At 72.8% G+C, this 25,880-nt stretch carries 16 protein-coding genes; 9 read left to right on the top strand and 7 right to left on the bottom strand.

Features of this window, described 5'->3' with window-relative positions; genetic code table 11:
* Positions 1 to 87 precede the first annotated feature (87 nt).
* Positions 88 to 2,676: a SpoIIE family protein phosphatase gene (locus ACGFXC_RS26380; protein ID WP_393716762.1), complete on the top strand. Its 2,589-nt coding sequence runs from the start codon at positions 88 to 90 to the stop codon at positions 2,674 to 2,676.
* Between the two features lie 49 nt (positions 2,677 to 2,725).
* Here the strand turns inward: ACGFXC_RS26380 and ACGFXC_RS26375 are convergent, their stop codons facing one another.
* From ACGFXC_RS26375 to ACGFXC_RS26345, 7 genes are all read right to left on the bottom strand, one after another.
* A complete protein-coding gene (locus ACGFXC_RS26375) occupies positions 2,726 to 3,454 on the bottom strand; it encodes a PspA/IM30 family protein (RefSeq protein ID WP_393716708.1) in 729 nt (242 codons plus the stop codon).
* Between the two features lie 73 nt (positions 3,455 to 3,527).
* Positions 3,528 to 5,597: a TPM domain-containing protein gene (locus ACGFXC_RS26370; RefSeq protein ID WP_393716760.1), complete on the bottom strand. Its 2,070-nt coding sequence runs from the start codon at positions 5,595 to 5,597 to the stop codon at positions 3,528 to 3,530.
* Positions 5,598 to 5,756: 159 nt separating this feature from the next.
* Positions 5,757 to 9,734 (bottom strand): protein kinase, encoded by a 3,978-nt coding sequence (locus ACGFXC_RS26365; protein WP_393716706.1) that lies wholly within the window; start codon positions 9,732 to 9,734, stop codon positions 5,757 to 5,759.
* A 44-nt stretch (positions 9,735 to 9,778) separates the two neighbouring features.
* Positions 9,779 to 10,555, bottom strand: a complete 777-nt coding sequence (locus ACGFXC_RS26360; RefSeq protein ID WP_393716704.1) for a succinate dehydrogenase/fumarate reductase iron-sulfur subunit — start codon at positions 10,553 to 10,555, stop codon at positions 9,779 to 9,781.
* The gene (locus ACGFXC_RS26355; RefSeq protein ID WP_393716702.1) at positions 10,552 to 12,456 is read right to left on the bottom strand and encodes a fumarate reductase/succinate dehydrogenase flavoprotein subunit; all 1,905 of its coding nucleotides are present in this window, start codon (positions 12,454 to 12,456) and stop codon (positions 10,552 to 10,554) included. Before ACGFXC_RS26355 ends, ACGFXC_RS26360 begins: the two co-directional genes overlap by 4 nt.
* A 1-nt stretch (position 12,457) precedes the next feature.
* Complete coding sequence (locus ACGFXC_RS26350; RefSeq protein ID WP_393716701.1) at positions 12,458 to 13,282, bottom strand: hypothetical protein; 825 nt, start codon at positions 13,280 to 13,282, stop codon at positions 12,458 to 12,460.
* A 93-nt stretch (positions 13,283 to 13,375) separates the two neighbouring features.
* Complete coding sequence (locus tag ACGFXC_RS26345; RefSeq protein WP_393716699.1) at positions 13,376 to 13,594, bottom strand: hypothetical protein; 219 nt, start codon at positions 13,592 to 13,594, stop codon at positions 13,376 to 13,378.
* A gap of 354 nt (positions 13,595 to 13,948) precedes the next feature.
* Between ACGFXC_RS26345 and ACGFXC_RS26340 the strand changes: the two genes are divergently transcribed.
* The 8 genes from ACGFXC_RS26340 to ACGFXC_RS26305 all read left to right on the top strand — a co-directional run bounded on the left by ACGFXC_RS26340 (position 13,949) and on the right by ACGFXC_RS26305 (position 25,864).
* Positions 13,949 to 16,357, top strand: a complete 2,409-nt coding sequence (locus ACGFXC_RS26340) for an ABC transporter family substrate-binding protein (RefSeq protein ID WP_393716697.1) — start codon at positions 13,949 to 13,951, stop codon at positions 16,355 to 16,357.
* A 345-nt stretch (positions 16,358 to 16,702) separates the two neighbouring features.
* A complete protein-coding gene (gene typA / locus ACGFXC_RS26335) occupies positions 16,703 to 18,607 on the top strand; it encodes a translational GTPase TypA (protein WP_393716696.1) in 1,905 nt (634 codons plus the stop codon).
* Positions 18,608 to 19,058: 451 nt separating this feature from the next.
* Positions 19,059 to 20,681, top strand: coding sequence for an ABC transporter substrate-binding protein (locus ACGFXC_RS26330; RefSeq protein WP_393716694.1), 1,623 nt, complete (start codon positions 19,059 to 19,061; stop codon positions 20,679 to 20,681).
* 96 nt (positions 20,682 to 20,777) lie between these two features.
* Complete coding sequence (locus ACGFXC_RS26325) at positions 20,778 to 21,722, top strand: ABC transporter permease (protein WP_393716692.1); 945 nt, start codon at positions 20,778 to 20,780, stop codon at positions 21,720 to 21,722.
* Complete coding sequence (locus tag ACGFXC_RS26320; RefSeq protein WP_393716690.1) at positions 21,715 to 22,677, top strand: ABC transporter permease; 963 nt, start codon at positions 21,715 to 21,717, stop codon at positions 22,675 to 22,677. The genes ACGFXC_RS26325 and ACGFXC_RS26320 overlap by 8 nt, the downstream gene beginning before the upstream one ends.
* A gap of 13 nt (positions 22,678 to 22,690) precedes the next feature.
* Positions 22,691 to 23,746: an ABC transporter ATP-binding protein gene (locus ACGFXC_RS26315; protein WP_393716688.1), complete on the top strand. Its 1,056-nt coding sequence runs from the start codon at positions 22,691 to 22,693 to the stop codon at positions 23,744 to 23,746.
* The gene (locus ACGFXC_RS26310) at positions 23,739 to 24,785 is read left to right on the top strand and encodes an ABC transporter ATP-binding protein (protein ID WP_393716686.1); all 1,047 of its coding nucleotides are present in this window, start codon (positions 23,739 to 23,741) and stop codon (positions 24,783 to 24,785) included. Before ACGFXC_RS26315 ends, ACGFXC_RS26310 begins: the two co-directional genes overlap by 8 nt.
* Positions 24,786 to 24,925: 140 nt before the next feature.
* On the top strand, positions 24,926 to 25,864 hold the full coding sequence (locus ACGFXC_RS26305; protein WP_393716684.1) for a GNAT family N-acetyltransferase: 939 nt from the start codon (positions 24,926 to 24,928) through the stop codon (positions 25,862 to 25,864).
* Positions 25,865 to 25,880 lie beyond the last annotated feature (16 nt).

Below are 25,880 nucleotides of genomic sequence, written 5' to 3'. Positions count from 1 at the left end.
ATACTTCGGTCATGGCCGGTCCGGTTGCGGTGAGCTGGAGGGGACGGTCGCGTGAGCGAGATACCTGCGCAGGCACATCAGGCCCGGATGCCCGGGGAGACGTGGCACGACTCCTTGTGGCACAGCAGCCCGCCTGGCTCGATATATGACTACATAAAGGTCGCATCGTTCTCGATCGGGCCCGACGGGCTCATCGATCAGTGGAGCCTGCGCGCCGAAGAGCTGTTCGGGCTCACGGCGGCCCAGGCGGTGGGGCGCGACCCCGTCGACGCCTTCATGCCGCCCGAGCTGCGCCCCGAAGGGCACCGCCGGGTCGCCGAGATCCTCGACGGCAAGGAATGGACGGGCCTGATCCCCTTCCGGATCCCCGGTGGGGACGGGGCGCACGGGGTGGCCGAGATCTATGTGATGCCGACCCAGACCGAGGCCGCCGAACGGGCGGCGCTGTGCGTCGTCGTCGACGTGCGCGCGCTGCGCCGCATCGAGTCCGATCTCGCCGCGTCGCAGGCCATATTCGGCCAATCTCCCTTCGGCTTCCTGCTCTTCGGTACGGACCTGACCGTCCAGCGCGCCAACCGCCGCTTCGCGACCGTCTTCGGCGGCGCCGCCGAGGAGCACCGGGGCCGGACCGTGCACGACTACCTGCCGCCGCACGAGGCCGACAAGATGGCCGAAGCGCTGCGCCGCGTCCTGGAGACCGGCGACTCCGTCACGGACCTGCGGATCACCGGAGCGGCCCCGGGCAGCCGTGAGGACCGCCACTGGTCGATCAACCTCTACCGCGTGCACGGCGGCACCGGCCGCCCGATCGGTATCGCCGGACTGGGCACCGACGTCACCCGCCGCCACCTCGCCGCCCGCGAGGCCGCCGGCGTCCGGCGCAACCTGGCGCTGCTCAACGAGGCCGGGCACCGGATCGGGACCTCCCTCGACCTGGAGACCACCGCCCGCGAACTCCTCGACGTCACCGTCCCCGGCTTCTGCGACCTGGCCGCCGTCGACCTCTACCAGGGGCTCCTCCTCGGAGACGACGACCGGCCGGCCCGCCCGCAGGGCCCCGGCGTGCCCTCGCTGCCCGGACAGGGGGCCGGGCGCGCGCCGTCCGCCCCGCTGCGCCGGGTCGCCTTCGCCTCGGCCGTCTCCGACGCCCCGCTGTCGGGGTCCGGCGCACCGGTCGCCGTGGGGGAGACCCACCGGTACCCGGCCGCCTCCCCCGGGGCGCTGGCCCTGCGCACGGCGCGGCCCCGGCTGATCGAGGGGGGCTCGCCCAACGCGCTCGTGCAGTCCACGCTGATCGTGCCGATGGTCGCCCACGACACGGTGGTGGGCCTGGCCCAGTTCTCCCGTACGAAGGGCAGCGAGCCCTTCGGCGAACGCGACCGGGCCGTCGCCGTGGAACTCGCGGCCCGCGCGGCCGTCTGCATCGACAACGCCCGCCTCTACCGGCGCGAGCACGAACGGGCCCTGATCCTGCAGCGCAGCCTGCTGCCCCCCGGCGACCCGGAGGCGGCCGGGCTCGACATCGCCTGCCGCTACCTGCCGGGCAACGCGGCCACCGAGGTGGGCGGGGACTGGTTCGACGTCATCGAACTGCCCGGCCACCGCACGGCCCTGGTCGTCGGCGACGTCATGGGCCGCGGGCTGCGGGCCGCCGTCGCCATGGGCGAACTGCGGACCGCCGTACGGACCCTCGCCCTGCTCGACCTGGAACCGGCGGAGGTGCTCACCGCCCTCGACGAGGTCGCGCGCGGCCTCGGCGCGCCCGGCGGCTCCCAGCAGGCCTCGCGCGCCGCCCTGCACTCGCGCGACGCCGACCGCTCCGAGGTGTACCTCGCCACCTGCGTGTACGCCGTCTACGACCCGGTCACCCGGCGCTGCACGATCGCCAACGCGGGCCACATGCCGCCCGTGCTGGTCGAACCGGCGGAGGAGGGCGGCGAGCCGCGCCCCGGCCTGTTGCTGGAGATCCCGACCGGGATGCCGCTCGGGGTGGGCGGCGAACCCTTCGAGGAGGTCGAGGTGGAACTGCCCGAGGGCGCGCTGCTCGCCCTCTACACCGACGGCCTCGTCGAATCCCGCGACCACCCGCTGGAGGAGGGGCTGCGCGGACTGCGGCGGGCGGTGGCCGATCCGTCCCGGCCGCTGGAGGAGGTCTGCGACCACGTGCTCAACACCCTCCACACCCGGCACGGGGAGGACGACATCGCCCTGCTGATGGCACGGGTGCAGGGGCTGCCCGTGGAGGCCGTCGGCGACTGGCAGCTGCCGCGCGAGGCCCGCTCGGTGGGCCGGGCCCGGGAACTGGCCCGGGCGAAGCTGCCGGGGTGGGGCCTGGAGGGGCTGCTCGACACCACGGAACTGCTGGTCAGCGAGCTGGTCACGAACGCCCTGCGGTACGGGGAGGGGGAGATCCGGCTGCGGCTGCTGCTGGACCGGACCCTGGTGTGCGAGGTGTGGGACGCGAACCTGGCCCAGCCCCGGCGCCGCCGTGCCCGGGACACCGACGAGGGCGGCCGCGGCCTCCAGCTCGTGGGCCTGCTCTCGGCGGGCTGGGGCACCCGGCGCACCCACCGGGGCAAGACGGTCTGGTTCGAGCTGCCCCTGCCGATGCCCGGCGGCCCGGACGTGGTGGTCACCGAACTCTCGGCGGAGCAGCTGCTGAGCATGTACGGATGACCGGGGGCGGCCCCTGCCGGACCGGAACCACCGGCCGGCCGGCGGCCGGCTACGCCGCCCGGCCCCGGTTGCCCGCCTTGAGGGCGGCCAGGCGGTCCTCGATCTCCGCGCTCCTGCCCAGGTCCTCCAGGGACTCGAACTGGGCGTCCAGCGAGGAGGCGGCCAGCTCCTGCTTGCCCATCGCCATGGCCTCCTCGCGGCGGACCTTCTCCTCGAAGCGGTTCAGGTCGCTGGTCGGATCCAGGACGTCGATGTTCTTCACCGCGTCCAGCATCGTGTTCTGCGCCTGCGCGGTCTTGGCGCGGGCGACCAGTTCGTCCCGTTTGCCCTGGAGCTCCGTCAGCTTGCCGCGCATCGAGTCCAGCCCCGACTTGAGCTTGTCCACCACCTCGCTCTGGGCGGCGATCGTCGGCTCCGCCGTCTTCGCCTCCTTCTCCGACTGCATCTGCCGTCCGAGGGCGACCTTCGCGAGGTTGTCGAACTTGTCGGCGTCCGCCGTCGAACCCGCCGCCCGCAGCTCGTCCGCCTTCCGGCTGGCGGCGAAGGCCTTGTCGCCCCACTCGGCGGCCGCGTCCACGTCCTCCTTGTGGTCGGCCTCCAGCATCCGCAGGTTGCCGATGGTGGTCGCCACCGCCTGCTCGGCCTCCGAGATGTTGTTGGTGTAGTCGCGGATCAGCTGGTCGAGCATCTTCTGCGGATCCTCCGCCTGGTCCAGCAGCGCGTTGATGTTGGCCTTCGCGAGCTGGGTGACACGGCCGAGGATGGTCTGCTTGCTCATGACGGGGCTCTCCTGACGGGTCAACGGGGTCGAGGGGGTCAGCGAGGTCTACGGGTGCGCGCGGGGCGCGGTTTCAGAAGCGGCCGCCACCGCCCATCCGGCCCCGGGTGCCGCCGCCGCCGAAGGAGCCGGGGCCGCTGCCGCCGCCGCCCCCGAAGCCGCCGCCGCCGCCGCCGCCGCCGCCCCGGCCGCCGCCGAAGCCGCCCCCGCCGCCCCGGAGGATCTCGCCGAGGATGATCCCGCCCAGCACCGCCCCGCCCCGGCCGCCGCCGGAGCGCTGCCCGGCGTACGGGTTCTGGTACGCCCGTACGTCCTGCTCCGCCAGCTGCTGCGCCTGCCGGGCGAGCGAGTCGGCCTGCTGGGCCTCCGTCAGCGCGCCCGGCGGATCCGCCGCCGCCAGCGACAGCGAGCGCTCCAGGTGCCGCTGCGCCTCCGCCAGCCGGGTACGGGCCTGGCTGCCGACCGCGCCCCGGCTGGTGGTGACGTAGTCCGTCGCCGCGCCGATCGCGCTGCGGGCCGACAGCAGGGCCTGGTCCAGCAGCGCCGCCGCCCGCCGGCGCCCCGACTCCCGCTCGCGCGCCCCGGCCAGGGCCTCGTCCAGGGCGGCGTCGGCCTCCTCGATGCGGCGCAGGGCGTCGATCGGGTCGTAGCGTCCGGCCGCCTCCTCGCGGCGCACGTCGGCCAGTACGGACTCCGCCCGGCCGATCCGGCCGCGCAGGTCGGCGGTGGAGGTGCCCTCGGCGGTGCCGGTGAGCACGCCCCGGGCGTCGGCGAGGTCGGTCTCCGTCTCGTTCAGGGCGCCCGTCAGCTTCCCGGCGGCCTCCGCCAGCTCCCGGGCCCGCCGCTCCACCGCGTCGACCAGGGTCGCGGCCTGGTCCACCGCCCCCTCCGCGGCCCGGACGTGCACGGCGCCCCGGCCGTTGTCCCCGGCGTCGATCGCCGCCCGGGCCTCGCCGAGATGGGTGGTCGCGAACAGGAGCCGGTCCTTGGCCTGTTCCGGGTTGGACGCCACCGGCGCGGACGCGGAGTCCGCGTACCGGCCGGCCAGGGCCGTCAGGGTCGCCTCCGCCGTCGTCGTCCGGCCGGTCAGCGTCCGGAACTGCGCCTCCACCGCCGCCAGGGCCTGCGGGGCGTTCTTCTCCAGGTCCCGCAGCCGGTCGAAGCCCGCCGACTCGGCGTCCAGACGCCGGCCGGCCTCCGTGCAGCGGGCCACGATCTCGTCCAGCATCCGGCGCCGGGTCGCGTCGTCCTCCGGGTAGGCGTCGTCCAGCTGCTGGCGCAGCCGGAAGGCGCGGGTGAGTCCGTCCTTGGCGGACGCCAGGGCCTGCGTGAAGCCGGCGACGGCCTCGTCGCCGAACTGGGCCGAGGCGAAACCGAGTTCCTCGGTGCTGGTGCGGACCGCGTCGTCGGTCTCCACCAGCAGCGCCTTGGCCCGCGCGTCCAGCTCCGGCAGCGGCGCCGGCTCCGCCCTGCGCCCGTCCCAGCCGGGGTGGGCGGTGGTCGTGCCCCGCCCGCCACCGCCACCGTCACCGCCCCGGCCGCGCTTGCGGCGGGTGTACGCGTACGCCCCGATCGCCCCGGCCGCGCCGACGACGACCACCGGCAGGACGAAGTCCCCGGCCCCGCTCTGACCGCTCCCCCCGCCGCCGGGATCGCTCGCGCCGGGAGTGATCGCGGGGACCGGGACGGGCAGCCCGCCCAGCACCGCGTCGTAGCCGTCGGCCGCGCCGATCGCCGCGCCCGCCCAGTCGTTCTCCTTCAGGGCGGGCTCGATGGCGGTCCGGGCGACCGTCGCGAGCTGCTCCTCGGTGAAACCGGAGTCCACATCGGCCGAATAGGCGTACTGGCGGGCCCCGGTCGCCACCGCCAGCAGCACATCGTTCTGCCCCAGCCCGTTCTTCTGCGCGGTGGCGTCCGCCCAGCTCTGCGCGGAGCGGCCGGAGAAGTCGTTCACGTAGGTGACGAACAGCTGGACCCTGCGGTCGGCGTAGAGCTTGTCCAGCGCGGCCGTGACGGCGCCCTTCCGGTCGCCCAGCGCCCCCACCCGGTCGGTGATCTGACCCTGCCGCGACAGGGTGACGGGATCCTCGGCCCGGGCGGGCGGTGCGGCGGCCACGCCCCACCCGCCGAACGCCAGCAGCACGGCTGCGAGGGCCAGTCCGCCGCGCGCGGCCCGGGCCCCTCTGGTGGTCTCGCTGGTGGTCTCGCTTCTCGGCGGGTACACATTTCGGAGGGTAGGGGCGCGGCCCGGGCCCCGCACCCGGAGGCGGCCCCCGCCCCCGGGCCGGCCCGCGCCGCCGGCTCAGGGCCGGGCGTACGCCGCCAGCTCGGGGCGCGCCAGGACCAGGAGGTCCCCCGCCAGCAGGACGCTCCCCGACCCCAGCGCCGGCTCCTCCCACTGCCGGCGCACCTTGCCCGTCTTCAGGTCCAGGGTCGCCACGTACGGCCGGAGCGCCTTGCCCAGCAGCCCGCGCCGGCCCCCCAGGAAGGCGAGCACGGTCAGCCCGCCCGCCCGGACGCCGAGCAGGTCGAGGGCGCGGTCCGTCCCTTCGCGGCGCACCAGCGGCCGCTGCCAGAGCACCGCCCCGCTGCGCGCGTCCAGCGCCCACACCACGTCGGCGCCCTGGTCGCGGCGGTGCCCGGCCACGTACGCGGCTCCGCCCGTGACCAGCAGCCGGGGCGCGGGGACGCCCGCCGCGAAGCTCCAGACCTCCTCGCCGGTGCCGCCGCGCACGGCCCGTACGGTCCCGGCGTCCAGCAGGTGGACCAGGCCGCCGCCGAAGCCGGGGCCGCCGCGAGGCGGCCCGCCCGGCACCTGCCGCGCGGTGAAGCCGTCGCCGGAGCGGGCCCACGCCCACAGCGGAGCCGCGTCCCGCAGGCGCAGCCCCCGGCGCCCGGCCGCGTGGCCGAGCACCAGCCGGTCGGCGGCCACCGTCAGGGAGCGGGCCGGGTCCGCGGGGTCGCCGTCCAGCGGCCGCACCCACAACTCCTCGCCGCTGTCGGCGCGCAGGGCCGCCAGCCGGTCCGGAAGCGCGGCGAGCACCAGCTCTCCCGCCGGGTACAGCCGGGGGGCGGCGGGCCACTGGCGCCACCAGCGCACCCGCCCGTCGCGCGGCTCCCGCGCCAGCAGCCGGGCGGCGGGCGGCTGCGCCCCGGCCACGCTCACGTACACCGTCGCGGCGTCGGCCGCGCAGTCCACGTCGACCCGCCCGGTGAAGGGGGCCGCGGGCACCCCCTCGTCGGCGAAGGCGCTCCAGCGGGCCGCCCCGGTGTCCGCGTCCACGCAGCCCACCTCGGCCGCCGCCCGCCACAGGACGGCGTCCCCGGCGGAGTGCAGCGCGTCGGGGCGGGCCGCCGTCCGCCAGTGCCGGCCGTCCGCCGTCGCGACCAGGGGCCGCGCCGGGCGGCGGTCCGCGGCCGGTGCCGCCGCGTCCGTGGTGGCGGGAGCCCGGCCCGGGTCGTCCGCCAGCGCGGCCGGCCAGGGCGCGTCCGTGGCGGCCACGCAGTCCCGTGCGATCCGGGCCAGCGCCAGGGCCCGGTCGGCCGGATCGGGCAGTTCCCGGGCCCGCCCGGCGCGCGTACGGGCCCGTACGGGGTCCAGCGCGGGCCGGGCGCCCTGCTCCACCAGGTCCCGGGCGGCGGCGAGGGCAGCCAGGGCGTGGTCGGCCTTCTCGTCGCCCGCCGTCCCGGGACGGCGGCCGAGCAGGGCGACGGCCCGGCCGCGCAGCCGCTCCGCCTCCATCCCGCCGAGCCCCCCGGCCAAGTCCCTGCGGGCGGCCTCCTCGCGCAGCCAGGCCGCCCGTTCCTCCAGTACCTCGGGGAGTTCGGCCTCGGCCCGCTCCAGGGCCCGGGCCCCGCCCGCCGGGTTCCCGGCCGCGGCCTGGTCCCCGGCCACCTGGCACAGCACCAGCAGGCGGGCCCCGGCGGAGCCGGTCCGCTCGCTCAGCCGCAGCGCGGCGTCCAGGTCCCGGGGGGCGACGGCGAGCACCAGGTCGTAGGTGGCCGCGGCGCGCGTCCCGGGGTCCTGGATCCGGGCCAGCCGGTGCTCGGCCTCCTCGGGGCGGGCCGCGGCCACGGCCGTCGCGATCAGGGCCCGGAGCCGGTTCTCCGCCGGGCCGTCGGCGAAGTGGTAGCCGGTGAGCTGGGCGGCCCGCTCGGGGGCCAGCCGGGCCAGCTCCTGCGCCACGGCCCGCAGCGGGGCCTGCCGGTCGGTGCGGGACACCGTGAACAGGGCCTGGTGCGCGTCGGTCAGCAGGCGTACGGCCCGTGCCGGGGCGTGCGGGGCGGCGTCCCTGGCCAGCCCGGTCAGCAGCCGCGCCACCCGGGCCCCGTCGCCGGTGCCGTCGCCGGCGCCGCCGGCGCTGTGGGCGGCCAGCTCGGCGTCGGCGAGCAGCCGGCGCGCGAGGCCGGCGTCGAAGCGGGCGGCGGCGTCGGCGGCGACGGCCAGCACCTCCACGCGGGCGGCCGGGGAGGGCGCCTCCCGCAGGTCCCCCTCGGCCTCCCGCAGCAGCTCGCGCACGAACTCCCGCACCCCGGCCGGGATCCCCCCGCCCTCCGCCACCGCCGCAGCGCCCGGCCCCCGCTCCCCGTCTGCCGCAGCGCCGGGTCCGTGCTGCCCGGCCCCCGCAGCGGCCGCGGCGTGTTGCCCGCCTGCCGCAGCGCCCGGCTCGTCCTGCCCGGCCGCCGCAGCGCCCGCGTCGTGTCGCCCTGGCGTCGCAGCGGCGGGGCCCTGCTGTCCGCCCGCCGCAGCGGCTGTGTCGTGTCGCCCTGGCGCCGGAGCGCCCGGGTCGTGTTCCCCGCCCGCCGCAGCGGCGGGGGCGCGTCCCCCCGGCGCCGCAGCAGCGGGGCCCTGCTGCCCGCCTGCCGCAGCGGCCGCGTGGTGTCCCCCCGGCGCCGCAGCGCCCGGCTCGTGCTGCCCGGCCGCCGCAGCGGCCGCGTCGTGTCGCCCTGGCGCCGCAGCGCCCGGGTCGTGTTCCCCGCCCGCCGCAGCGGCGGGGGCACGTCCCCCTGGCGCCGCAGCGGCGGGGCCCTGCTGTCCGCCCGCCGGAGCGGCCGGGGAGTGTCCCCCCGGCGCCGGAGCGGCCGGGCCTTGCTGTCCGTCTCCCGGCGCGGCGGGTGTCTGTCTCCCTGGCGCCGGAGCGGCGGGGGCGTGTCCCCCTGGCGCCGGAGCGGCCGGGGTGGGCTGGCCGTCCGCCGGGGTGGCCGGGGCCTGTTCCGGGTCCGGTACCTGCCGCCCGGCCGCCGCGGCCCCGTACCCGCCCGCCGGGTCACCCGCAACCGCGTCCGGTTCAGGGCGGGCGCCCGACGCGGGGCGCGGGTCGTGCCGGCCGGACGCCGCGGGGCCGTTGCGGCCCGCCGCGACGCGTTCCGGGTGCTCCGCAGCGGCCGGGGCCCCGTCGCGGCCCGCCGGCCCGCGGCCCCGCGGGCCGGCCGGCGCGGACGCCAGGGCGCGGAGCGCGGCCGCGACGGCTCCCGCCGACCGCGGCCGGTCCGCCGGGTCCTTCGCCAGCAGCGCCAGCACCAGCCGGTCCAGCTCCGGGTCCACCGCCACGCCCGCCTCGCGCAGCGACAGCGGGGCGTCCTCGACGTGCCGCCGCATCAGTACGTACATGGGTTCGGCCGATCCGAACGGCGGCGCCCCGCTCAGCAGGGCGTACAGCACGCACCCCAGCGCGTACAGATCGCACCGGGCGTCCACCCGCTCGCCCCGCCACTGCTCCGGCGCCATGTACGGCGGCGTGCCGAAGATCCGCCCCGTGACCGTCCAGGCGGCCGTCGCGTCGGCGGAGTGCGCGATGCCGAAGTCGCAGATCTTCAGGCGGCCGCCCGGCAGCAGGAAGAGGTTCGGGGGCTTGAGGTCCCGGTGCACCACGGACCGCTCGTGCGCGGCGGCCAGCGCCTCGGCGGTCTGCGCCGCCAGCTCCACGGCGACGTCCGGCGCCAGCCCGCCCCGCTCCCGCTCCAGCACGGCCGCCAGGTCCTCGCCGGACAGCAGCTCCATCACGATGAACAGCCGGCCCTCGTGCTGCCCGACGTCGTGCACGACGGTGATGCCCGGGTGCTGCAGCCGCGCCCCGATGGTGGCCTCCCGCCGGAACCGGCCGATCACCTCCTCGTTCGTCACCGCGTCCAGCAGCACCTTCACGGCCACCGCCCGGCCCAGGGCCAGGTCGTGGCCGCGCCACACCTCGCCCATGCCCCCCGCGCCGAGCCGCCGGTCCAGCCGGTACCGGCCCGCCAGTAGATCCCCCACCCGCACCGCGAAGCCCCCTGACGTCACGTCGGTCGACGCTCACCAGGGGGCATTGTGTACCGCGAAGGGAACTACTCGGTGCCGGAACGGCGCCGGATCCTGCTGCCCAGCCACACCAGCGGGTCGTACTTGCGGTCCACGGCCCGCTCCTTCAGCGGGATCAGCGCGTTGTCGGTGATCTTGATGCCCTCCGGGCAGACCTCCGTACAGCACTTGGTGATGTTGCACAGGCCGAGCCCGTGCTCCTCCTGGGCCGCGCGCCCCCGGTCGAGGCCGGTCTCGGCGGCCGCGTCCAGGGGGTGCATGTCCAGCTCCGCGACCCGCATCAGGAACCGCGGGCCGGCGAAGGCGCCCTTGTTCTCCTCGTGGTCGCGCACCACGTGGCAGGTGTCCTGGCACAGGAAGCACTCGATGCACTTGCGGAACTCCTGCGAGCGCTCCACGTCCACCTGCTGCATCCGGTACTCGCCCGCCGCGACCCCCTGCGGCGGGACGAACGCCGGAACCTCCCGTGCCTTGGCGTAGTTGAACGACACGTCCGTGACCAGGTCGCGGACCACCGGGAAGGCCCGCAGCGGAGTGATCGTGACCGTCTCGTCCCGCGCGAAGACGGACATCCGCGTCATGCACATCAGCCGGGGGCGCCCGTTGACCTCCGCGCTGCACGAACCGCACTTGCCCGCCTTGCAGTTCCAGCGCACCGCGAGGTCGGAGGCCTGCGTCGCCTGGAGCCGGTGCACGATGTCCAGGACCACCTCGCCCTCGTGCACCTCGACGGTGAAGTCCCTGAGCGATCCGCCCTCCGCGTCACCCCGCCAGACCCGGAAGCGTGCGTCGTAGCTCGTCACTCGTACATCTCCTCTTCGGCGAGGTACTTGGCCAGCTCGTCCTTCTCGAACAGCGCGAGCAGGTCCGGGCGGATGGGTTCGGTACGGGTGCGTACGAGGACGATCCGGCCGGCCGCCGGATCTGCGGGGGCCGGCTCCGCCGGACGGCACAGCAGGTTCACCGGCCGCCACTCCCGCTCCATCGCCGGCCAGTCCTCGCGGGTGTGCCCGCCCCGGCTCTCGGTGCGTTCCAGGGCGGCGCGGGCCACGCACTCGCTGACCAGCAGCATGTTGCGCAGGTCCAGCGCCAGGTGCCAGCCCGGGTTGAACTGCCGGTGCCCCTCGACCCCGGCCCGGGCGGCCCGTACGCGCAGGGCGGCCAGCTTCTCCAGGGCCTCGGTCATCTCGCCCTCCCGGCGGATGATGCCGACCAGGTCGTTCATGGTGGTCTGGAGTTCCTGGTGGAGCGTGTACGGGTTCTCCGCGCCCTCGTCCGCGTGGAACGGGGCCAGCGCCTCGGCGGCGGCCGCGTCGATCTGCCCCTGCGACACCGCCGGGCGCGCGACGTCGAGGGCCGCGGCGTGCTCCGCCGCGTGCAGCCCCGCCCGGCGGCCGAAGACCAGCAGGTCGGAGAGGGAGTTGCCGCCGAGCCGGTTCGAGCCGTGCATCCCGCCCGCGACCTCGCCGGCCGCGAACAGCCCCGGTACGCCGGCCGTGGCGGCGGTGTCCGAGTCGACGGCGATCCCGCCCATCACGTAGTGGCAGGTCGGGCCGACCTCCATCGGCTCGGCGGTGATGTCCACGTCCGCCAGCTCCTTGAACTGGTGGTACATGGACGGCAGCCGCCGCCTGATCCGCTCCGCGGGCATCCGGGTCGACACGTCGAGGAACACCCCGCCGTGCGGAGAGCCGCGGCCCGCCTTGACCTCGGAGTTGATGGCGCGGGCCACCTCGTCGCGCGGCAGCAGCTCGGGCGGGCGCCGGTTGTGGTCCGGGTCCTCGTACCAGCGGTCGCCCTCCTCCTCGGACTCCGCGTACTTGTCCTTGAAGACGTCCGGGACGTAGTCGAACATGAACCGCTTGCCCTCGGAGTTGCGCAGCACCCCGCCGTCGCCGCGGACCGACTCCGTGACCAGGATGCCCTTCACGGAGGGCGGCCAGACCATGCCGGTCGGGTGGAACTGCACGAACTCCATGTTCAGCAGCGGGGCCCCGGCCAGCAGGGCCAGCGCGTGGCCGTCGCCCGTGTACTCCCAGGAGTTGGAGGTGGTCTTGAACGACTTCCCGATGCCGCCGGTGGCCAGCACGACCGCCGGGGCCTCCAGGACGAAGAACCGGCCGCTCTCGCGCTCGTAGCAGAAGGTGCCCGAGACCCGCTCCCCGTCCTTCAGGACCCGCGTCACCGTGCACTCCTGGAAGACCTTGAGCCGCGCCTCGTGGTCCCCGTGCTCCTTGAAGTCCTCCTGCTGGAGCTGGACGATCTTCTGCTGGAGGGTGCGGATCAGCTCCAGGCCCGTACGGTCGCCGACGTGCGCCAGGCGGGGGTACTCGTGCCCGCCGAAGTTGCGCTGGGAGATCCTGCCGTCGGGGGTGCGGTCGAAGAGCGCCCCCCAGGTCTCCAGCTCCCAGACCCGGTCCGGGGCCTCCTTCGCGTGCAGTTCGGCCATCCGCCACTGGTTGAGGAACTTCCCGCCGCGCATGGTGTCGCGGAAGTGCACCTGCCAGTTGTCGCCGCCGTTCACGTTGCCCATGGAGGCGGCGATGCCGCCCTCCGCCATCACCGTGTGGGCCTTGCCGAAGAGGGACTTGCAGATCACCGCCGTACGGGCGCCGCGCTCGCGGGCCTCGATCGCGGCCCGCAGCCCGGCGCCGCCCGCGCCGACCACGACCACGTCCCACGCCTGCCGTTCCACCTGTGCCATGTCAGAAGATCCTCGGGTCGGTGACGGTGCCGCTGGCCAGCAGGTACACGTAGAAGTCGCAGGCGGCCACGCTGATCAGGGAGGCCCAGGCCAGCTGCATGTGGCGGGTGTTGAGCCGGCTCACCCAGCCCCACAGCCGGTAGCGCACCGGATGCCGGGAGAAGTGCTTGAGCCGGCCGCCCATGATGTGCCGGCAGGAGTGGCAGGACAGGGTGTAGGCCCAGATCAGCACGATGTTGACGAGGAAGAGCAGGGTGCCCAGCCCCATGTGGCCCCAGGCGTAGTGCCCGTCGCGGAAGGTCAGCACGGTGTCGTAGGTGAGGATCCCGGCGACCGGCAGCGCCGCGTAGAAGAAGTAGCGGTGCGCGTTCTGCAGGATCAGCGGGAACCGCGTCTCGCCCGAGTACGCGGCGTGCGGCTCGGCGACGGCGCAGGCGGGCGGCGAGGCCCAGAAGCCCCGGTAGTAGGCCTTGCGGTAGTAGTAGCAGGTCAGCCGGAAGCCGAGCGGGAAGACCAGGACCAGCAGCGCGGGGGACAGGCCCCACCAGCTGCCGAAGAGGTCGAGGTTGGGGCCGCCGCGCATGGTCGCGCAGTTCTCCGCCAGACAGGGCGAGTAGAACGGCGAGACGTACGGGGCCGCGTAGTAGTCGGCGTTCGAGAAGGCCCGCCAGGTCGAGTAGACGATGAAGGCGAGCAGCCCGGCCGCGGTGCCGGCGGGCGACAGCCACCACCGGTCGGTGCGCAGGTGCCGGGCGGCTATGGCGGCCCGGGAAGGGCCGTGGACCCCGCCGGGCCGCTGCTGGGGTGGTTCCGTGCCTGTGGCCAAAAGGGACTCCGGGTGGAGTGATGAGGGGTGGCCCGGGAGGACCGGCCGGGGCGGCCGGGCCCGATGGGGAGTGCGCGGACGGGCGGTGCGGCGTCAGGGGGCGCGGCGGTCGCGCGCGCCGAGGCCCTCGTCGTCGGAGTCCGTCCACAGGGAGCTGTCGTACGGGGTGTCCGGTACGGAGACCATCCGGGCCGGGTCGGCCTCGGGGACGGCCGGCGCCTGCCGGGCGACGTCCCGCTCCAGCCGCTCCACCGAGCGGACCAGCTCGTTCAGATTGCGTCGTACGGCCGTCAGATCGTCGTGCAGGGACATGACGTGACCTCACTTCCGCGGGTGCGATGGCAACGCTCACGGGCGCCTGGCAGTGTCGCGCCTCCCGTCCCCGGTTGTGAAGGGACGTGCAGCGATTGCGGGCGCGCGGGCTTGAACCGTGCGCCCCTTCCCGACCCGTTCGCGTCCCTCGTCCGGGGGAACGGCCGCCCGTCCGCAAGCCGGATTGGTCCGCACGGGTGGGGTTCGCGGCGTGGCGCGCTCCCGCTGCGGAGCCCTCGGCGGGCTGTCTATTTCAGTGGGTTCCGGCACCAGTGTGATCAGCTCCATATACCGCCGAACGTGATCAAGTCCCCCCGCTTTCACGGCCCACGCCCCGCCCCGGAGGTACCACCCATGACCCAGAGAACGCGCAGGTCCTTGGCGCTCCTCACCTCGGGAGTCCTCGCACTGCCGCTGCTCGCGGGCTGCGGGGCGGGTGACGAGGAGGGCGGGCCGGCCGCCGCTGGCCCGGACATCGCGGTGACGGCCCGCGACCGCGTCGCCGACGGCGGCGTCCTGCGCTGGGCCGTCGACGCCCTCCCCGAGACGCTGAACACCTTCCAGGCCGACGCGGACGCCACCACCTCCCGCATCGCGGGGGCGGTCCTGCCGCAGCTGTTCGTCCTGGACGGCAAGGGCCGCCCGGTCGCCAACCCCGACTTCCTGGAGAAGGCCGAGGTCGTCGAGCGGGAGCCCAAGCAGGTCGTCCTGTACAAGCTGAACCAGAAGGCGGTGTGGAGCGACGGCCGGGAGATCGGCGCCGCCGACTTCGTCGCCCAGTGGCGGGCGCTGAACGGCAAGGACTCGGCGTACTGGACGGCCCGCAACGCCGGGTACGACCGGATCGAGAAGATCGAGCGCGGCAAGAACGACCTGGAGGTCAAGGTCACCTTCGCCAAGCCGTACTCCGACTGGCGCTCGCTGTTCAGCCCGCTCTACCCGAAGCAGGTCATGGGCACCCCGGAGGCCTTCAACGAGGGCGCCCGCGGCACCCTCAAGGTCACCGCCGGTCCCTTCGGGCTCGGTGCCATCGACAAGAAGACCGGCACCGCGGCCCTGACGCGCAACCCGCGCTGGTGGGGCCGGGCCGCGAAGCTCGACACCCTCGTCCTGACGGCGGTGCCCCGCTCGGCCCGGCCGGCGGCGCTGGCCGCGGGCAAGGTCGACCTGGCCGAGATCGACCGCGCGGGCGCCGACCGCATCGCCCTCGCCCACCGCGACGCCGGACAGGTCAACGGAGCCCACGGACCGGCGGCCGCGCTGACCCCCGCGCAGGCCACCCTCTCCTGGGCGCTGGCGCACGGCGCCGACGAGACGAAGGCCAGGGAAGAGCAGGAGAGCCGCGAGAAGAACGCGGAAGCGGTGAAGAAGTACGCCGACGAGCAGTCGGCGCTGCGCTCCTTCACCGTCCGCAAGTCGCTGGAGCCCGCCTACACGCAGCTGGCCATGAACGGGGCCTCCGGACCGCTCTCCGACGAGCGGGTGCGGCGCGCGGTGGCCCGGGCCCTGGACCGCAAGGAGCTGGCGGAGATCGTCCTCAAGCCGCTCGGCCTGCCCGCCCTGCCGGTCGGCAGCCACCTGGCGCTGGCCGGACAGCAGGCGTACGCGGACAACAGCGACGCCCTCGGCGGCCAGGACACCCAGGCGGCGCAGGCCCTCCTCGCGGACGCGGGCTGGCGCAAGAACGGCAAGCTCACCGAGCCGGCGGGCGCCAAGGCGGGCTCCGAGAGCGACGAGAGCACCAGGAAGGACGACTCGAAGACCCCGTCCGGGCCCGGCACCGGCAACGACGGCCTCTACATCGTGGGCCAGGACGACGGCCGCAACGGCGGCCTGCGCCCCGGCGCCCACAAGACCGCCGCCCGCCCGGGCGCCCGGGCGGACCACGGCGGGCTCCCGGCCGAGGGCCTGCCCGAGGGCCCCGCGCGGGGCTTCGACGGGGAGCTCGCCGACGCCGGCGCCTTCGCCCCCGGTGCGGTCCGCCCCGGGCAGCCCGCCGCGGCGCTGGCCCCGGACTCCCTCGCCGCCCAGCAGGAGGACGTACTGCTGGACCAGGCCCGCGCCGTGGACGACGGCAAGCGCGCCGCGGCCGCGGTCGCCGACGGCGAGCGGGCCGAGGAGGGCGCCGACGACAAGGAACCGGCCCGCGCCACCCCGGCCCCGGCCCCCGCCAAGCAGGCGGGCCGCACCTCCGGCGCCGTCCTCGCCAAGGACGGCAAGCCGCTCACCCTGCGCTTCGTCCTGCCGGCCGGTCCCGGCTCGGAGGCACTGCGCACGGTCGGCGAGCGGATCTCCCGGATGCTGCAGAAGATCGGGGTCGCCACCGAGCTGAAGAAGGTCGCGGACGAGAGCTTCTTCAAGGACCACGTCGCCTCGGGCCAGTACGACCTCGCGCTCTACTCCTGGCCGGCGACGGCCTTCCCGGCCACCGACGCCCGCCCCATCTTCGCCAAGCCGGAGCCGGCCGCGGACGGATCGCTCGTCGTCGAACAGAACTACACCCGGGTCGGCACCGACCACATCGACCAGCTCTTCGACCAGGCCGCCGGGGAGCTCGACGAGGAGCAGGCCCGGGAGCTGATGCGCAAGGCGGACGCCCGGATCTGGGCCGCGGCCGGCTCCATCCCGCTCTACCAGCGCCCCGAGCTCGTCGCCGCCAAGCCGGGTCTGGCCAACGCGGGGGCCTTCGGTCTCGGAGCGCCCCGCTACCAGGACATCGGCTGGAAGAAGCCGCCCACGGCGAAGGACGAGAAGAAGAAGTAGCCGCGGAGAACATGTGGTGAAAAAGCGGCTCCTGTCAGGTTGACCCGCGGGTCACTACCTCAGAAGTGACTCAAGTCCCTTGCCCGCCGGACCCCCGGCGGGCAAGGTCGTGGACACCCATTGACCCGCACGAACCCCGTAGAACACAGGCTCCTCCCACGGCCGGGCCACCCCACCCCGAACCCGGCCCCGCTCAGTCCTCCGGCCTCTTGACAGACCCCCCGGCAGGCGGTTCCCGCCAACCGACGTAGGATGGGGTAAGGCCGTGGCAGGTTTTCCGCCCGGTCGAGGCGCGCGTGCCGGACCGTACGCGACGCCATCCACGATCCCGGGAGAAGCGCCGAAGTGCCCACGCGCCACGACATCCGTAACGTCGCCATCGTCGCCCACGTCGACCATGGCAAGACGACCATCGTCGATGCCATGCTCAAGCAGGCCGGTGCCTTCGCCGCCCACCAGCACCTCGACGACCGCATGATGGACTCGAACGACCTGGAGCGTGAGAAGGGCATCACGATCCTCGCCAAGAACACGGCGGTGAAGTACCACCCCAAGGACGGCGGGGCGCCCATCACGATCAACATCATCGACACCCCCGGCCACGCCGACTTCGGTGGTGAGGTCGAGCGCGGTCTGTCGATGGTGGACGCCGTCGTCCTGCTGGTGGACGCCTCCGAGGGTCCGCTGCCCCAGACCCGCTTCGTCCTGCGCAAGGCCCTGCAGGCGAACATGCCGGTCATTCTCTGCATCAACAAGACGGACCGCCCGGACTCCCGGATCGACGAGGTCGTCAACGACACGTACGACCTGTTCCTGGACCTGGACGCCACCGAGGAGCAGATCGAGTTCCCGATCGTCTACGCCTGTGGCCGTGACGGCGTCGCCTCGCTGACCAAGCCCGAGGACGGCACCGTCCCCGCGGACAGCGACAGCCTGGAGCCGTTCTTCTCCACGATCCTGGCGCACGTTCCCGCCCCGGTGTACGACGACGAGGCGCCGCTGCAGGCCCACGTCACCAACCTGGACGCCGACAACTTCCTGGGCCGCATCGCCCTGGTCCGCGTCGAGCAGGGCGAGCTGCGCAAGGGCCAGACCGTCGCGTGGATCAAGCGTGACGGCACGATCTCCAACGTCCGCATCACCGAGCTGATGATGACCGAGGCGCTCACCCGCAAGCCGGCCGAGGTGGCGGGCCCCGGTGACATCTGCGCGGTCGCCGGTTTCCCCGACATCATGATCGGCGAGACCCTGGCCGACCCGGAGAACCCGATCGCGCTCCCGCTGATCTCGGTCGACGAGCCGGCGATCTCCATGACCATCGGTACGAACACCTCCCCGATGGTCGGCCGCGGCGGCAGCGGCAAGGGCGCGGACGCCAAGTCCGCGGTCAAGGACCGCAAGGTCACCGCCCGCCAGGTCAAGGACCGCCTCGACCGCGAGCTGATCGGTAACGTCTCGCTCCGCGTGCTCGACACCGAGCGTCCCGACGCCTGGGAGGTCCAGGGCCGCGGTGAGCTCGCGCTCGCCATCCTGGTCGAGCAGATGCGCCGCGAGGGCTTCGAGCTGACCATCGGCAAGCCGCAGGTCGTCACGCAGGAGATCGACGGCAAGACCCACGAGCCGGTCGAGCGCATGACGGTCGACGTCCCCGAGGAGCACATGGGCGCGGTCACGCAGCTCATGGGCGTCCGCAAGGGCCGCATGGACAACATGTCGAACCACGGTTCCGGCTGGGTCCGCATGGAGTTCGTCGTCCCGTCGCGCGGCCTCATCGGCTTCCGTACCGAGTTCCTGACGAACACCCGCGGTACGGGCATCGCCCACTCGATCCACGAGGGCCACGAGCCGTGGTTCGGCCAGCTGGTGACCCGTAACAACGGTTCGCTGGTCGCCGACCGCGCCGGTTCGGTCACGCCGTTCGCGATGATCAACCTGCAGGAGCGCGGCGTCCTGTTCACCGAGCCCGGCACCGAGGTGTACGAGGGCATGATCGTCGGCGAGAACTCGCGCTCCGACGACATGGACGTGAACATCACCAAGGAGAAGAAGCTCACCAACATGCGTGCGGCTTCCGCGGACAACACCGAGAACGTGGTGCCGCCCCGCAAGCTCTCCCTGGAGCAGTCCCTGGAGTTCTGCCGCGACGACGAGTGCGTCGAGGTGACCCCGGAGGCCGTCCGCATCCGCAAGGTCGTCCTGGACCAGAAGGAGCGCTCGCGCACCGCGTCGCGCGCCAAGTCCGGCAAGTAACGGACGAGTAGGGTACGCGAGTCGTACCCCGGCCGTACGCTGGCCGAGAGCCGTACGGCTGAGAACAGCCCCTCCCCACACCGGGCCGGTGTCGGGGAGGGGCTGTTCGCTTTTGTCAAGCGGATTGTTGCGTTCAAGTGTCCGCATTCCGACCGTGACACTCCGGAAGGTGAGCTAACCGTCCGTTTCGCACGTGTCTGTCTCCTATCCGTTTGTCCGGATTTCGGGTTTTCGCCATGCGGTGATGTTGTGAAAACGAGACCACTTAAGTGTGGTTTACGGTCTGTGAGTCCCTGAGGATGGCTCCATTGAGCTCGGGTCAATGGGTCACACGCTGTGGGGAGCGTCGACTCACGAGCACACACGATGGGACCGGATTTCGCTGTCAGGGGTGTCAGCGGGAGCCGGGTCCTTCACGAATCGACAGTGACTCCTGAGGAGGCAAATACCCATGCGCGGAGCAACGAGCGCCAAGTGGGTCGCGGGTGCCGTCATCGTGGCGATGGCTGCCACGGCTTGCAGCACCAGCAAGGACGACGCCGGCGGCAAGGGCGGCAACATCACGGTGGTGCTCGGCGAGCCGCAGCACGGCCTGATCGGCCAGAACACCGCCGAGTCGGAGGGCGCGGAGGTTCTCCACGCGCTCTTCACCGGTCTGGTCGACTACGACAACAAGACCAACGAGCCGAAGCTCGCCGCCGCCGAGTCCATCGAGACCACGGACTCGAAGACCTGGACCATCAAGGTCAAGGACGGCCTCACCTTCCACAACGGTGAGAAGGTCGACGCCCAGTCCTTCGTCCGCGCCTGGAACTGGGGTGCCAACCAGGAGAACGCCGCCGAGGGCATGCCGTTCTTCTCGAAGATCGACGGCGCCGACGAGCTGGCCCCGGGCAAGGACAAGAAGCCCACCGCCAAGGAGCTCAAGGGCCTCAAGGTCGTCGACGAGCGCACCTTCACCGTCACGCTGAAGGAGCCGTTCTCCCAGTTCAAGACCATGCTGGGCTACAACGCCTTCTACCCGCTGCCGAAGGCCTTCGAGACCGACGGTCCCAAGAAGTTCGGCGAGAGCCCGATCGGCAACGGCCCCTTCCAGATGGACGGCGCCTGGGACCACAACAAGCAGATCAAGGTCAAGCGGTACGACAAGTACCCGACCGAGGGTCGCGCCAAGCTCGCGGGCGTCACCTTCAAGATCTACGACAACCTGGACACGGCGTACAACGACCTGCGCTCGGACAACATCCAGATCGTCGACAAGCTCCCCGTCTCGGCGATGGCCTCCGTCTCCCAGGAGTTCGGCGACCGCTACATCTACAAGCCCGAGTCCGGCGTCGGCTACCTCGGCCTGCCGCTCGAGCAGAACCCCGAGACCTTCGGCAAGCTGGAGATCCGTCAGGCCATCTCCATGGCCATCGACCGGGAAGCCATCACGAAGACCATCTTCAACGGCACCCGCAAGCCGGCCGACGACTTCATCAGCCCGATCATCCCGGGCTACCGCAAGGGCGCCCTCGGCGAGTTCGGGACGTACAACCCGACCAAGGCCAAGGAGCTCTTCGACAAGGCCGGCGGCGTCCCCGGCAACAAGATCGAGCTCGGCTACAACGCCGACGGCGGCCACAAGGAGTGGATCGAGGCCGTCGCGAACCAGCTGAAGGCGAACCTCGGCATCGAGGTCACCGCCAAGCCGTACGCCAAGTTCGGCGAGCTGCTCGACGACCTGGGCGCCTCGAAGTACAAGGGTGCCTTCCGCATGGCGTGGTCCATGGACTACCCGGCGGCGGAGAACTACCTCCGTCCGATCTTCTCGAAGGTCGCGATCGAGAACGGCTCCAACTACGGCCACTACAAGAACGAAGAGTTCGAGAAGGCCATGGCGGACGCCGACAAGGCGACCGACCCCGCCGAGGGCCTGAAGCTGTACCAGAAGGCCGATGACATCGTCATCCACGACCTTCCGTACATCCCGGTGTTCACGTACATGTCTTCTTCGGCCTACTCCAAGTCCGTGAAGAACGTCGAGGTCGACGCCCAGGGCCGCATGGACCTGGCGAACGTCGAGCTCAACTAACACCCCCTCTTCACGTAGGGGACCCCGGGGGCGGGCAGACGGAATCAGGTTTCCGTCTGCCTGTCCCCTTCCCCCTGTTCTTCTGCTGGAGGTCTGATGGGCCGCTACCTCATCCGCCGACTCATACAGGCGATCCCTGTCCTGATCGGTGCAACGTTCCTCATCTACTGGCTGTCCTTCAAGCTCCCCGGTGACCCCATTCAGGCACTGGCCGGAGAGAAGAAGGCAGACCCGCTCGTCGCGGCGATGCTTCGCGAGAAGTACCACCTCAACGACTCCTTCCTGTCCCAGTACTGGAACTACATTTCCAACCTGGTACAGGGCAACTTCGGCGAGACCCTGACCGGACGCTCCGTCTGGGACAAGATCACCGAAGCCTTCCCCTACACGATGAACCTGGCGATCGTGGCCTTCCTGATCGAGGCCGTCGTCGGCGTCCTGGCCGGCATCATGGCCGCCCTGCGCCGCGGCAAGTTCCTCGACCAGCTCGTGCTCCTCTCCACGCTCCTGGTCATCTCGATCCCGGTCTTCGTGAGCGGCTTCATCCTCCAGCTGACGCTCGGCGTGCAGCTGAAGAACAGCTGGGGCATCGACTTCTTCCCCGTCTCCTTCAACGAGAACGACGGCATCCGCGCCTACCTGCTCCCGGCACTGGTGCTCGCCTCGACCTCGCTGGCGTACGTGGCGCGACTGACCCGTACCAGCCTCATGGAGACGATGCGCGCCGACTACGTCCGCACCGCCACGGCCAAGGGCCTGCCCCGCCGTCGCGTCGTGGGCCGTCACGCGCTGCGCAACGCGCTCATCCCGATCGTCACCTTCCTCGGCGCCGACCTCGGCTCGCTGATGGGTGGCGCGGTCATCACGGAGAAGATCTTCAACATCCACGGCGTCGGCGGTCTGCTGGCCGAGTCGGTCTACCGCAAGGAAGGCACCGTGATCGTGGGCGTCGTCTCGCTCCTGATCATCGTCTACCTCGTCGCCAACCTGATCGTGGACATGCTGTACGCCGTGCTCGACCCGAGGATCCGCTATGCGTGAGACAACTACGGTGGGGGACGAGTTGACCGACACCAAGACCGCCGGCGCGCCCTCCTCCAGCGGCCCGGTCGCCCCCTCCGGCAAGAAGCCCAAGAAGGAGCGCGAGGCCAGCCTCTGGTCGGACGCCGTCGCGGACCTCCGCCGCAACCCGATCTTCCTGATCGGTTCCGCCCTGGTCCTGCTGCTGATCGTGCTGTCCGCCGTTCCGCAGTGGTTCACCCCGGGCAGCCCGTTCACCGCCGGCGCCTGCCAGCTCCAGGACTCCCTGAAGAAGCCGAGCGCCGACCACTGGTTCGGCTTCGACGTCCAGGGCTGCGACGTCTACACGCGTACCGTGTGGGCGGCCCGCAACTCGATCATCGTCGGCATCGTCACCACCACCCTGGTGATCGTCGTCGGCGGCGCGCTCGGCCTGCTGGCCGGCTGGGTCGGCGGCATGGTCGACAGCCTGCTGTCCCGCTTCACCGAGATCTTCTTCGCCATCCCGCTGCTCCTCGGCGGCATGCTGATCATGTCGGGCCTCGGCAAGGGCAATGCCTGGACGGTGTCCGTCGTGCTCGCCACCCTGGGCTGGCCGCAGATCTTCCGCATCATGCGGTCCTCGGTCCTGCAGAACAAGAACAACGACTACGTGGTCGCGGCGCGCGCCCTCGGCGCCGGCACGATGCGCATCACCATGCGCCACATCCTGCCGAACGCCATCGCCCCCGTGATCGTCGTCGGCGCGATCAGCCTCGGTGTGTACATCGGTGCGGAGGCGGCCCTGTCGTACCTCGGCATCGGCGTCCAGCCCCCCGGCATCTCCTGGGGCCTGATGGTCAGCGACGCCTCGGTGCGCTGGCTCCAGGCACCGCACGTGCTCCTCTTCCCGGCCGCCGCGCTGAGCATCACCGTGCTCGCGTTCATCATGGTCGGCGACGCGGTGCGCGACGCCCTCGACCCGAAGCTGCGCTGAGGAAGGGCGTACGTTGACCACTATCAGCAAGACCTCGAACGTCCCCGCGCCCCGCTCGGCGCCGGAGGGGACCCCCCTGCTCGAAGTGCGCGACCTGCACGTCGAGTTCCACACCCGCGACGGAATCGCCAAGGCCGTCAACGGAGTCTCGTACTCCGTGAACGCCGGCGAGACCCTCGCCGTCCTCGGCGAGTCCGGCTCGGGCAAGTCCGTGACGGCGCAGGCCATCATGGGCATCCTCGACATGCCGCCCGGCAAGATCCCGCACGGCGAGATCCTGTTCCAGGGCCAGGACCTGCTGAAGCTCCCGGCCGAGGACTTCCGCAAGATCCGCGGCCAGAAGATCGCCATGATCTTCCAGGACGCGCTGTCCTCGCTGAACCCGGTGCACACCGTCGGCACCCAGCTCGGCGAGATGTTCCGGGTGCACCGCGGCATGTCCAAGAAGGACGCCACGGCCAAGGCCGTCGAGCTCATGGACCGGGTGAAGATCCCCGCCGCCAAGGCGCGCGTGGGTGACTACCCGCACCAGTTCTCCGGCGGCATGCGCCAGCGCATCATGATCGCCATGGCGATGGCCCTGGAGCCGGACCTGATCATCGCCGACGAGCCCACCACGGCTCTCGACGTGACGGTCCAGGCCCAGGTGATGGACCTGCTCGCGGAGCTCCAGCGCGAGATGAACATGGGCCTGATCCTGATCACCCACGACCTCGGCGTCGTCGCCGACGTCGCGGACAAGATCGCCGTCATGTACGGCGGCCGGATCGTCGAGAACGCCCCGGTCCACGAGATCTACAAGCGCCCGGCGCACCCGTACACGCGGGGCCTGCTGGACTCGATCCCGCGCCTGGACCAGAAGGGCCAGGAGCTCTACGCGATCAAGGGCCTCCCGCCCAACCTGCTGAACATCCCCTCGGGTTGCGCCTTCAACCCGCGCTGCCCCAAGGCGCAGGACATCTGCCGTACGGACGTGCCGGTCCTGCACCAGGTGACCGAGCGCGACGGCGGCGAGCTGCCCGGCCGCAGCAGCGCGTGCCACTTCTGGAAGGAGCAGATCCATGGCTGAGGTCACCAAGCCCAAGGGCGAGCCGATCCTCCAGGTCCGCAACCTCGTCAAGCACTTCCCGCTGACCCAGGGCATCCTGTTCAAGAAGCAGGTCGGCGCGGTCAAGGCCGTCGACGGGATCTCCTTCGACCTGTACCGGGGCGAGACCCTCGGCATCGTCGGCGAGTCCGGCTGTGGCAAGTCCACCGTCGCCAAGCTGCTGATGAACCTGGAGCGGGCCACCGCCGGCGAGGTCTTCTACAAGGGCCAGGACATCACCAAGCTGTCCGGCCGCGCCCTGAAGGCCGTCCGCCGCAACATCCAGATGGTCTTCCAGGACCCGTACACCTCGCTGAACCCGCGCATGACGGTCGGCGACATCATCGGGGAGCCCTTCGAGATCCACCCCGAGGTGGCTCCCAAGGGCGACCGGCGCCGCAAGGTCCAGGAACTCCTGGACGTCGTGGGCCTCAACCCCGAGTACATCAACCGCTACCCGCACCAGTTCTCCGGCGGCCAGCGCCAGCGCATCGGCATCGCCCGCGGCCTCGCGCTCAACCCGGAGATCATCATCTGCGACGAGCCGGTCTCCGCGCTCGACGTGTCGGTGCAGGCGCAGGTCATCAACCTGATGGGGAAGCTCCAGGACGAGTTCAACCTCTCCTACCTCTTCATCGCGCACGACCTGTCGATCGTCCGGCACATCTCCGACCGCGTCGGCGTCATGTACCTGGGCAAGATGGCCGAGATCGGCTCCGACGCCGAGATCTACGAGCACCCCACCCACCCGTACACGCAGGCACTGCTCTCCGCCGTGCCGGTGCCGGACCCCGAGGTCCGCGAGGCCCGCGAGCGCATCATCCTCACCGGTGACGTCCCCTCGCCCGCCAACCCGCCCTCGGGCTGCCGCTTCCGCACCCGCTGCTGGAAGGCGGAGGAGAAGTGCGCCACGGAGGAGCCCGTGCTGGCGATCCCGACGCGCTTCCTGGGCGTGGACACTCCGGCCTCCCACGAGTCGGCGTGCCACTTCGCGGAGGAGAAGGCCGTCCTGGCCGTCTGACCCACTCCGTACGCATCCCGGGGCGCCCGGGCCGGAACCTTCCGGCCCGGGCGCCCCGGCGCGTTCCCCGCCGCGTCCCCTGCCACGGGCACGGCGGGCGCGGCTTGCGGGCGCCCCCGGGCGCGTCCCAGAGTGGGCCGATGACCGACACGCTGACCGTCCGGCCCGCCGGCCCCGGGGACGCCTCCGACATCTGCGCACTGCTCAACGCCGTCGACGTCATCGAGATCGGCAGACCCGAAACCGACCTCGGCACCGTGCAGGCCGACCTCAGCCACCCCGGCGTGGACCTGGCCGCCGACTCCTGGCTCGCCCTGCGGGGCGGCCGCCCCGTCGCCTACGCCCTCGTCTGGAACGACTCCGGGCCGGGCCGGATCGACGGCGACCTCTACGCCCTGCCCGGCCGGCCCGGTGCGGCCGGGCGGCTGCTGGAGCTGATGGAGGCCCGCGCCCGGGCGATGGCCGCCGGCTCCGCCCGGCCGCGGCTGCGCGTCCAGCTGGGCGCCGGCCCCACCCTGGACCCGGCCCTCCTGACCGGCCGCGGCTACCGCGCCGTGCGCCGCCACCAGGTGTTGACCCGCCGCCTCACCCCGGCCGACGCGGCCGCGCCGGCCCGGCCCGCCGGACTGACCCTGCGCCACTGCGGAGCCGACGGCGCCGACCGCCGCCGGGCCCACGCCCTGGTCGAGGAGACCTTCGCCGCGCACTTCGGCCACGCCCCGCGCGCGTACGGGCCCTGGCTGGACCACCTGGGCGCCCGCGCCCTCGACTGGTCCCTGGTGTGGATCGCGAGCCTGCCCGGCGAGGGCGACGCCGCCGTGCTCCTGACCCGCGACGACCGCACCAGCATGGGCTGGCTCAGCCACCTCGGCGTACGGGAGGGCCTGCGCGGACGCGGCATCGGCGGCTTCCTGCTGCGCCACGGCTTCGCCGTCTACGCGGCCCGCGGCCGCGGCACGGTGGGCCTGGGAGTGGACACCGCGAACGAAACCGGCGCGCTCGCGCTCTACGAGGCGCACGGCATGCGGCCGCACTACGCCGTGGACACCTGGGAGCTGCCTTTGCACTCGCAGGGGTGACAGCCGGGGGGCGCGG

It is taken from the genome of Streptomyces sp. NPDC048507 (assembly GCF_043199995.1).
Lineage (GTDB): Bacteria > Actinomycetota > Actinomycetes > Streptomycetales > Streptomycetaceae > Streptomyces.
The sequence above is the reverse complement of the archived record's forward strand: the minus strand, read 5'-3'. Positions and strand labels throughout refer to the sequence as shown.

Excerpts from the sequence above, each read along its gene's own strand:
- ACGFXC_RS26310 (WP_393716686.1), top strand. The coding sequence starts at position 23,739 with ATGGCTGAGGTCACCAAGCCCAAGGGCGAGCCGATCCTCCAGGTCCGC.
- ACGFXC_RS26345 (WP_393716699.1), bottom strand. The coding sequence starts at position 13,594 with ATGTCCCTGCACGACGATCTGACGGCCGTACGACGCAATCTGAACGAG.
- ACGFXC_RS26375 (WP_393716708.1), bottom strand. The coding sequence starts at position 3,454 with ATGAGCAAGCAGACCATCCTCGGCCGTGTCACCCAGCTCGCGAAGGCC.
- ACGFXC_RS26305 (WP_393716684.1), top strand. The coding sequence starts at position 24,926 with ATGACCGACACGCTGACCGTCCGGCCCGCCGGCCCCGGGGACGCCTCC.
- ACGFXC_RS26330 (WP_393716694.1), top strand. The coding sequence starts at position 19,059 with ATGCGCGGAGCAACGAGCGCCAAGTGGGTCGCGGGTGCCGTCATCGTG.
- ACGFXC_RS26380 (WP_393716762.1), top strand. The coding sequence starts at position 88 with ATGCCCGGGGAGACGTGGCACGACTCCTTGTGGCACAGCAGCCCGCCT.
- ACGFXC_RS26320 (WP_393716690.1), top strand. The coding sequence starts at position 21,715 with ATGCGTGAGACAACTACGGTGGGGGACGAGTTGACCGACACCAAGACC.
- ACGFXC_RS26340 (WP_393716697.1), top strand. The coding sequence starts at position 13,949 with ATGACCCAGAGAACGCGCAGGTCCTTGGCGCTCCTCACCTCGGGAGTC.
- ACGFXC_RS26355 (WP_393716702.1), bottom strand. The coding sequence starts at position 12,456 with ATGGCACAGGTGGAACGGCAGGCGTGGGACGTGGTCGTGGTCGGCGCG.
- ACGFXC_RS26325 (WP_393716692.1), top strand. The coding sequence starts at position 20,778 with ATGGGCCGCTACCTCATCCGCCGACTCATACAGGCGATCCCTGTCCTG.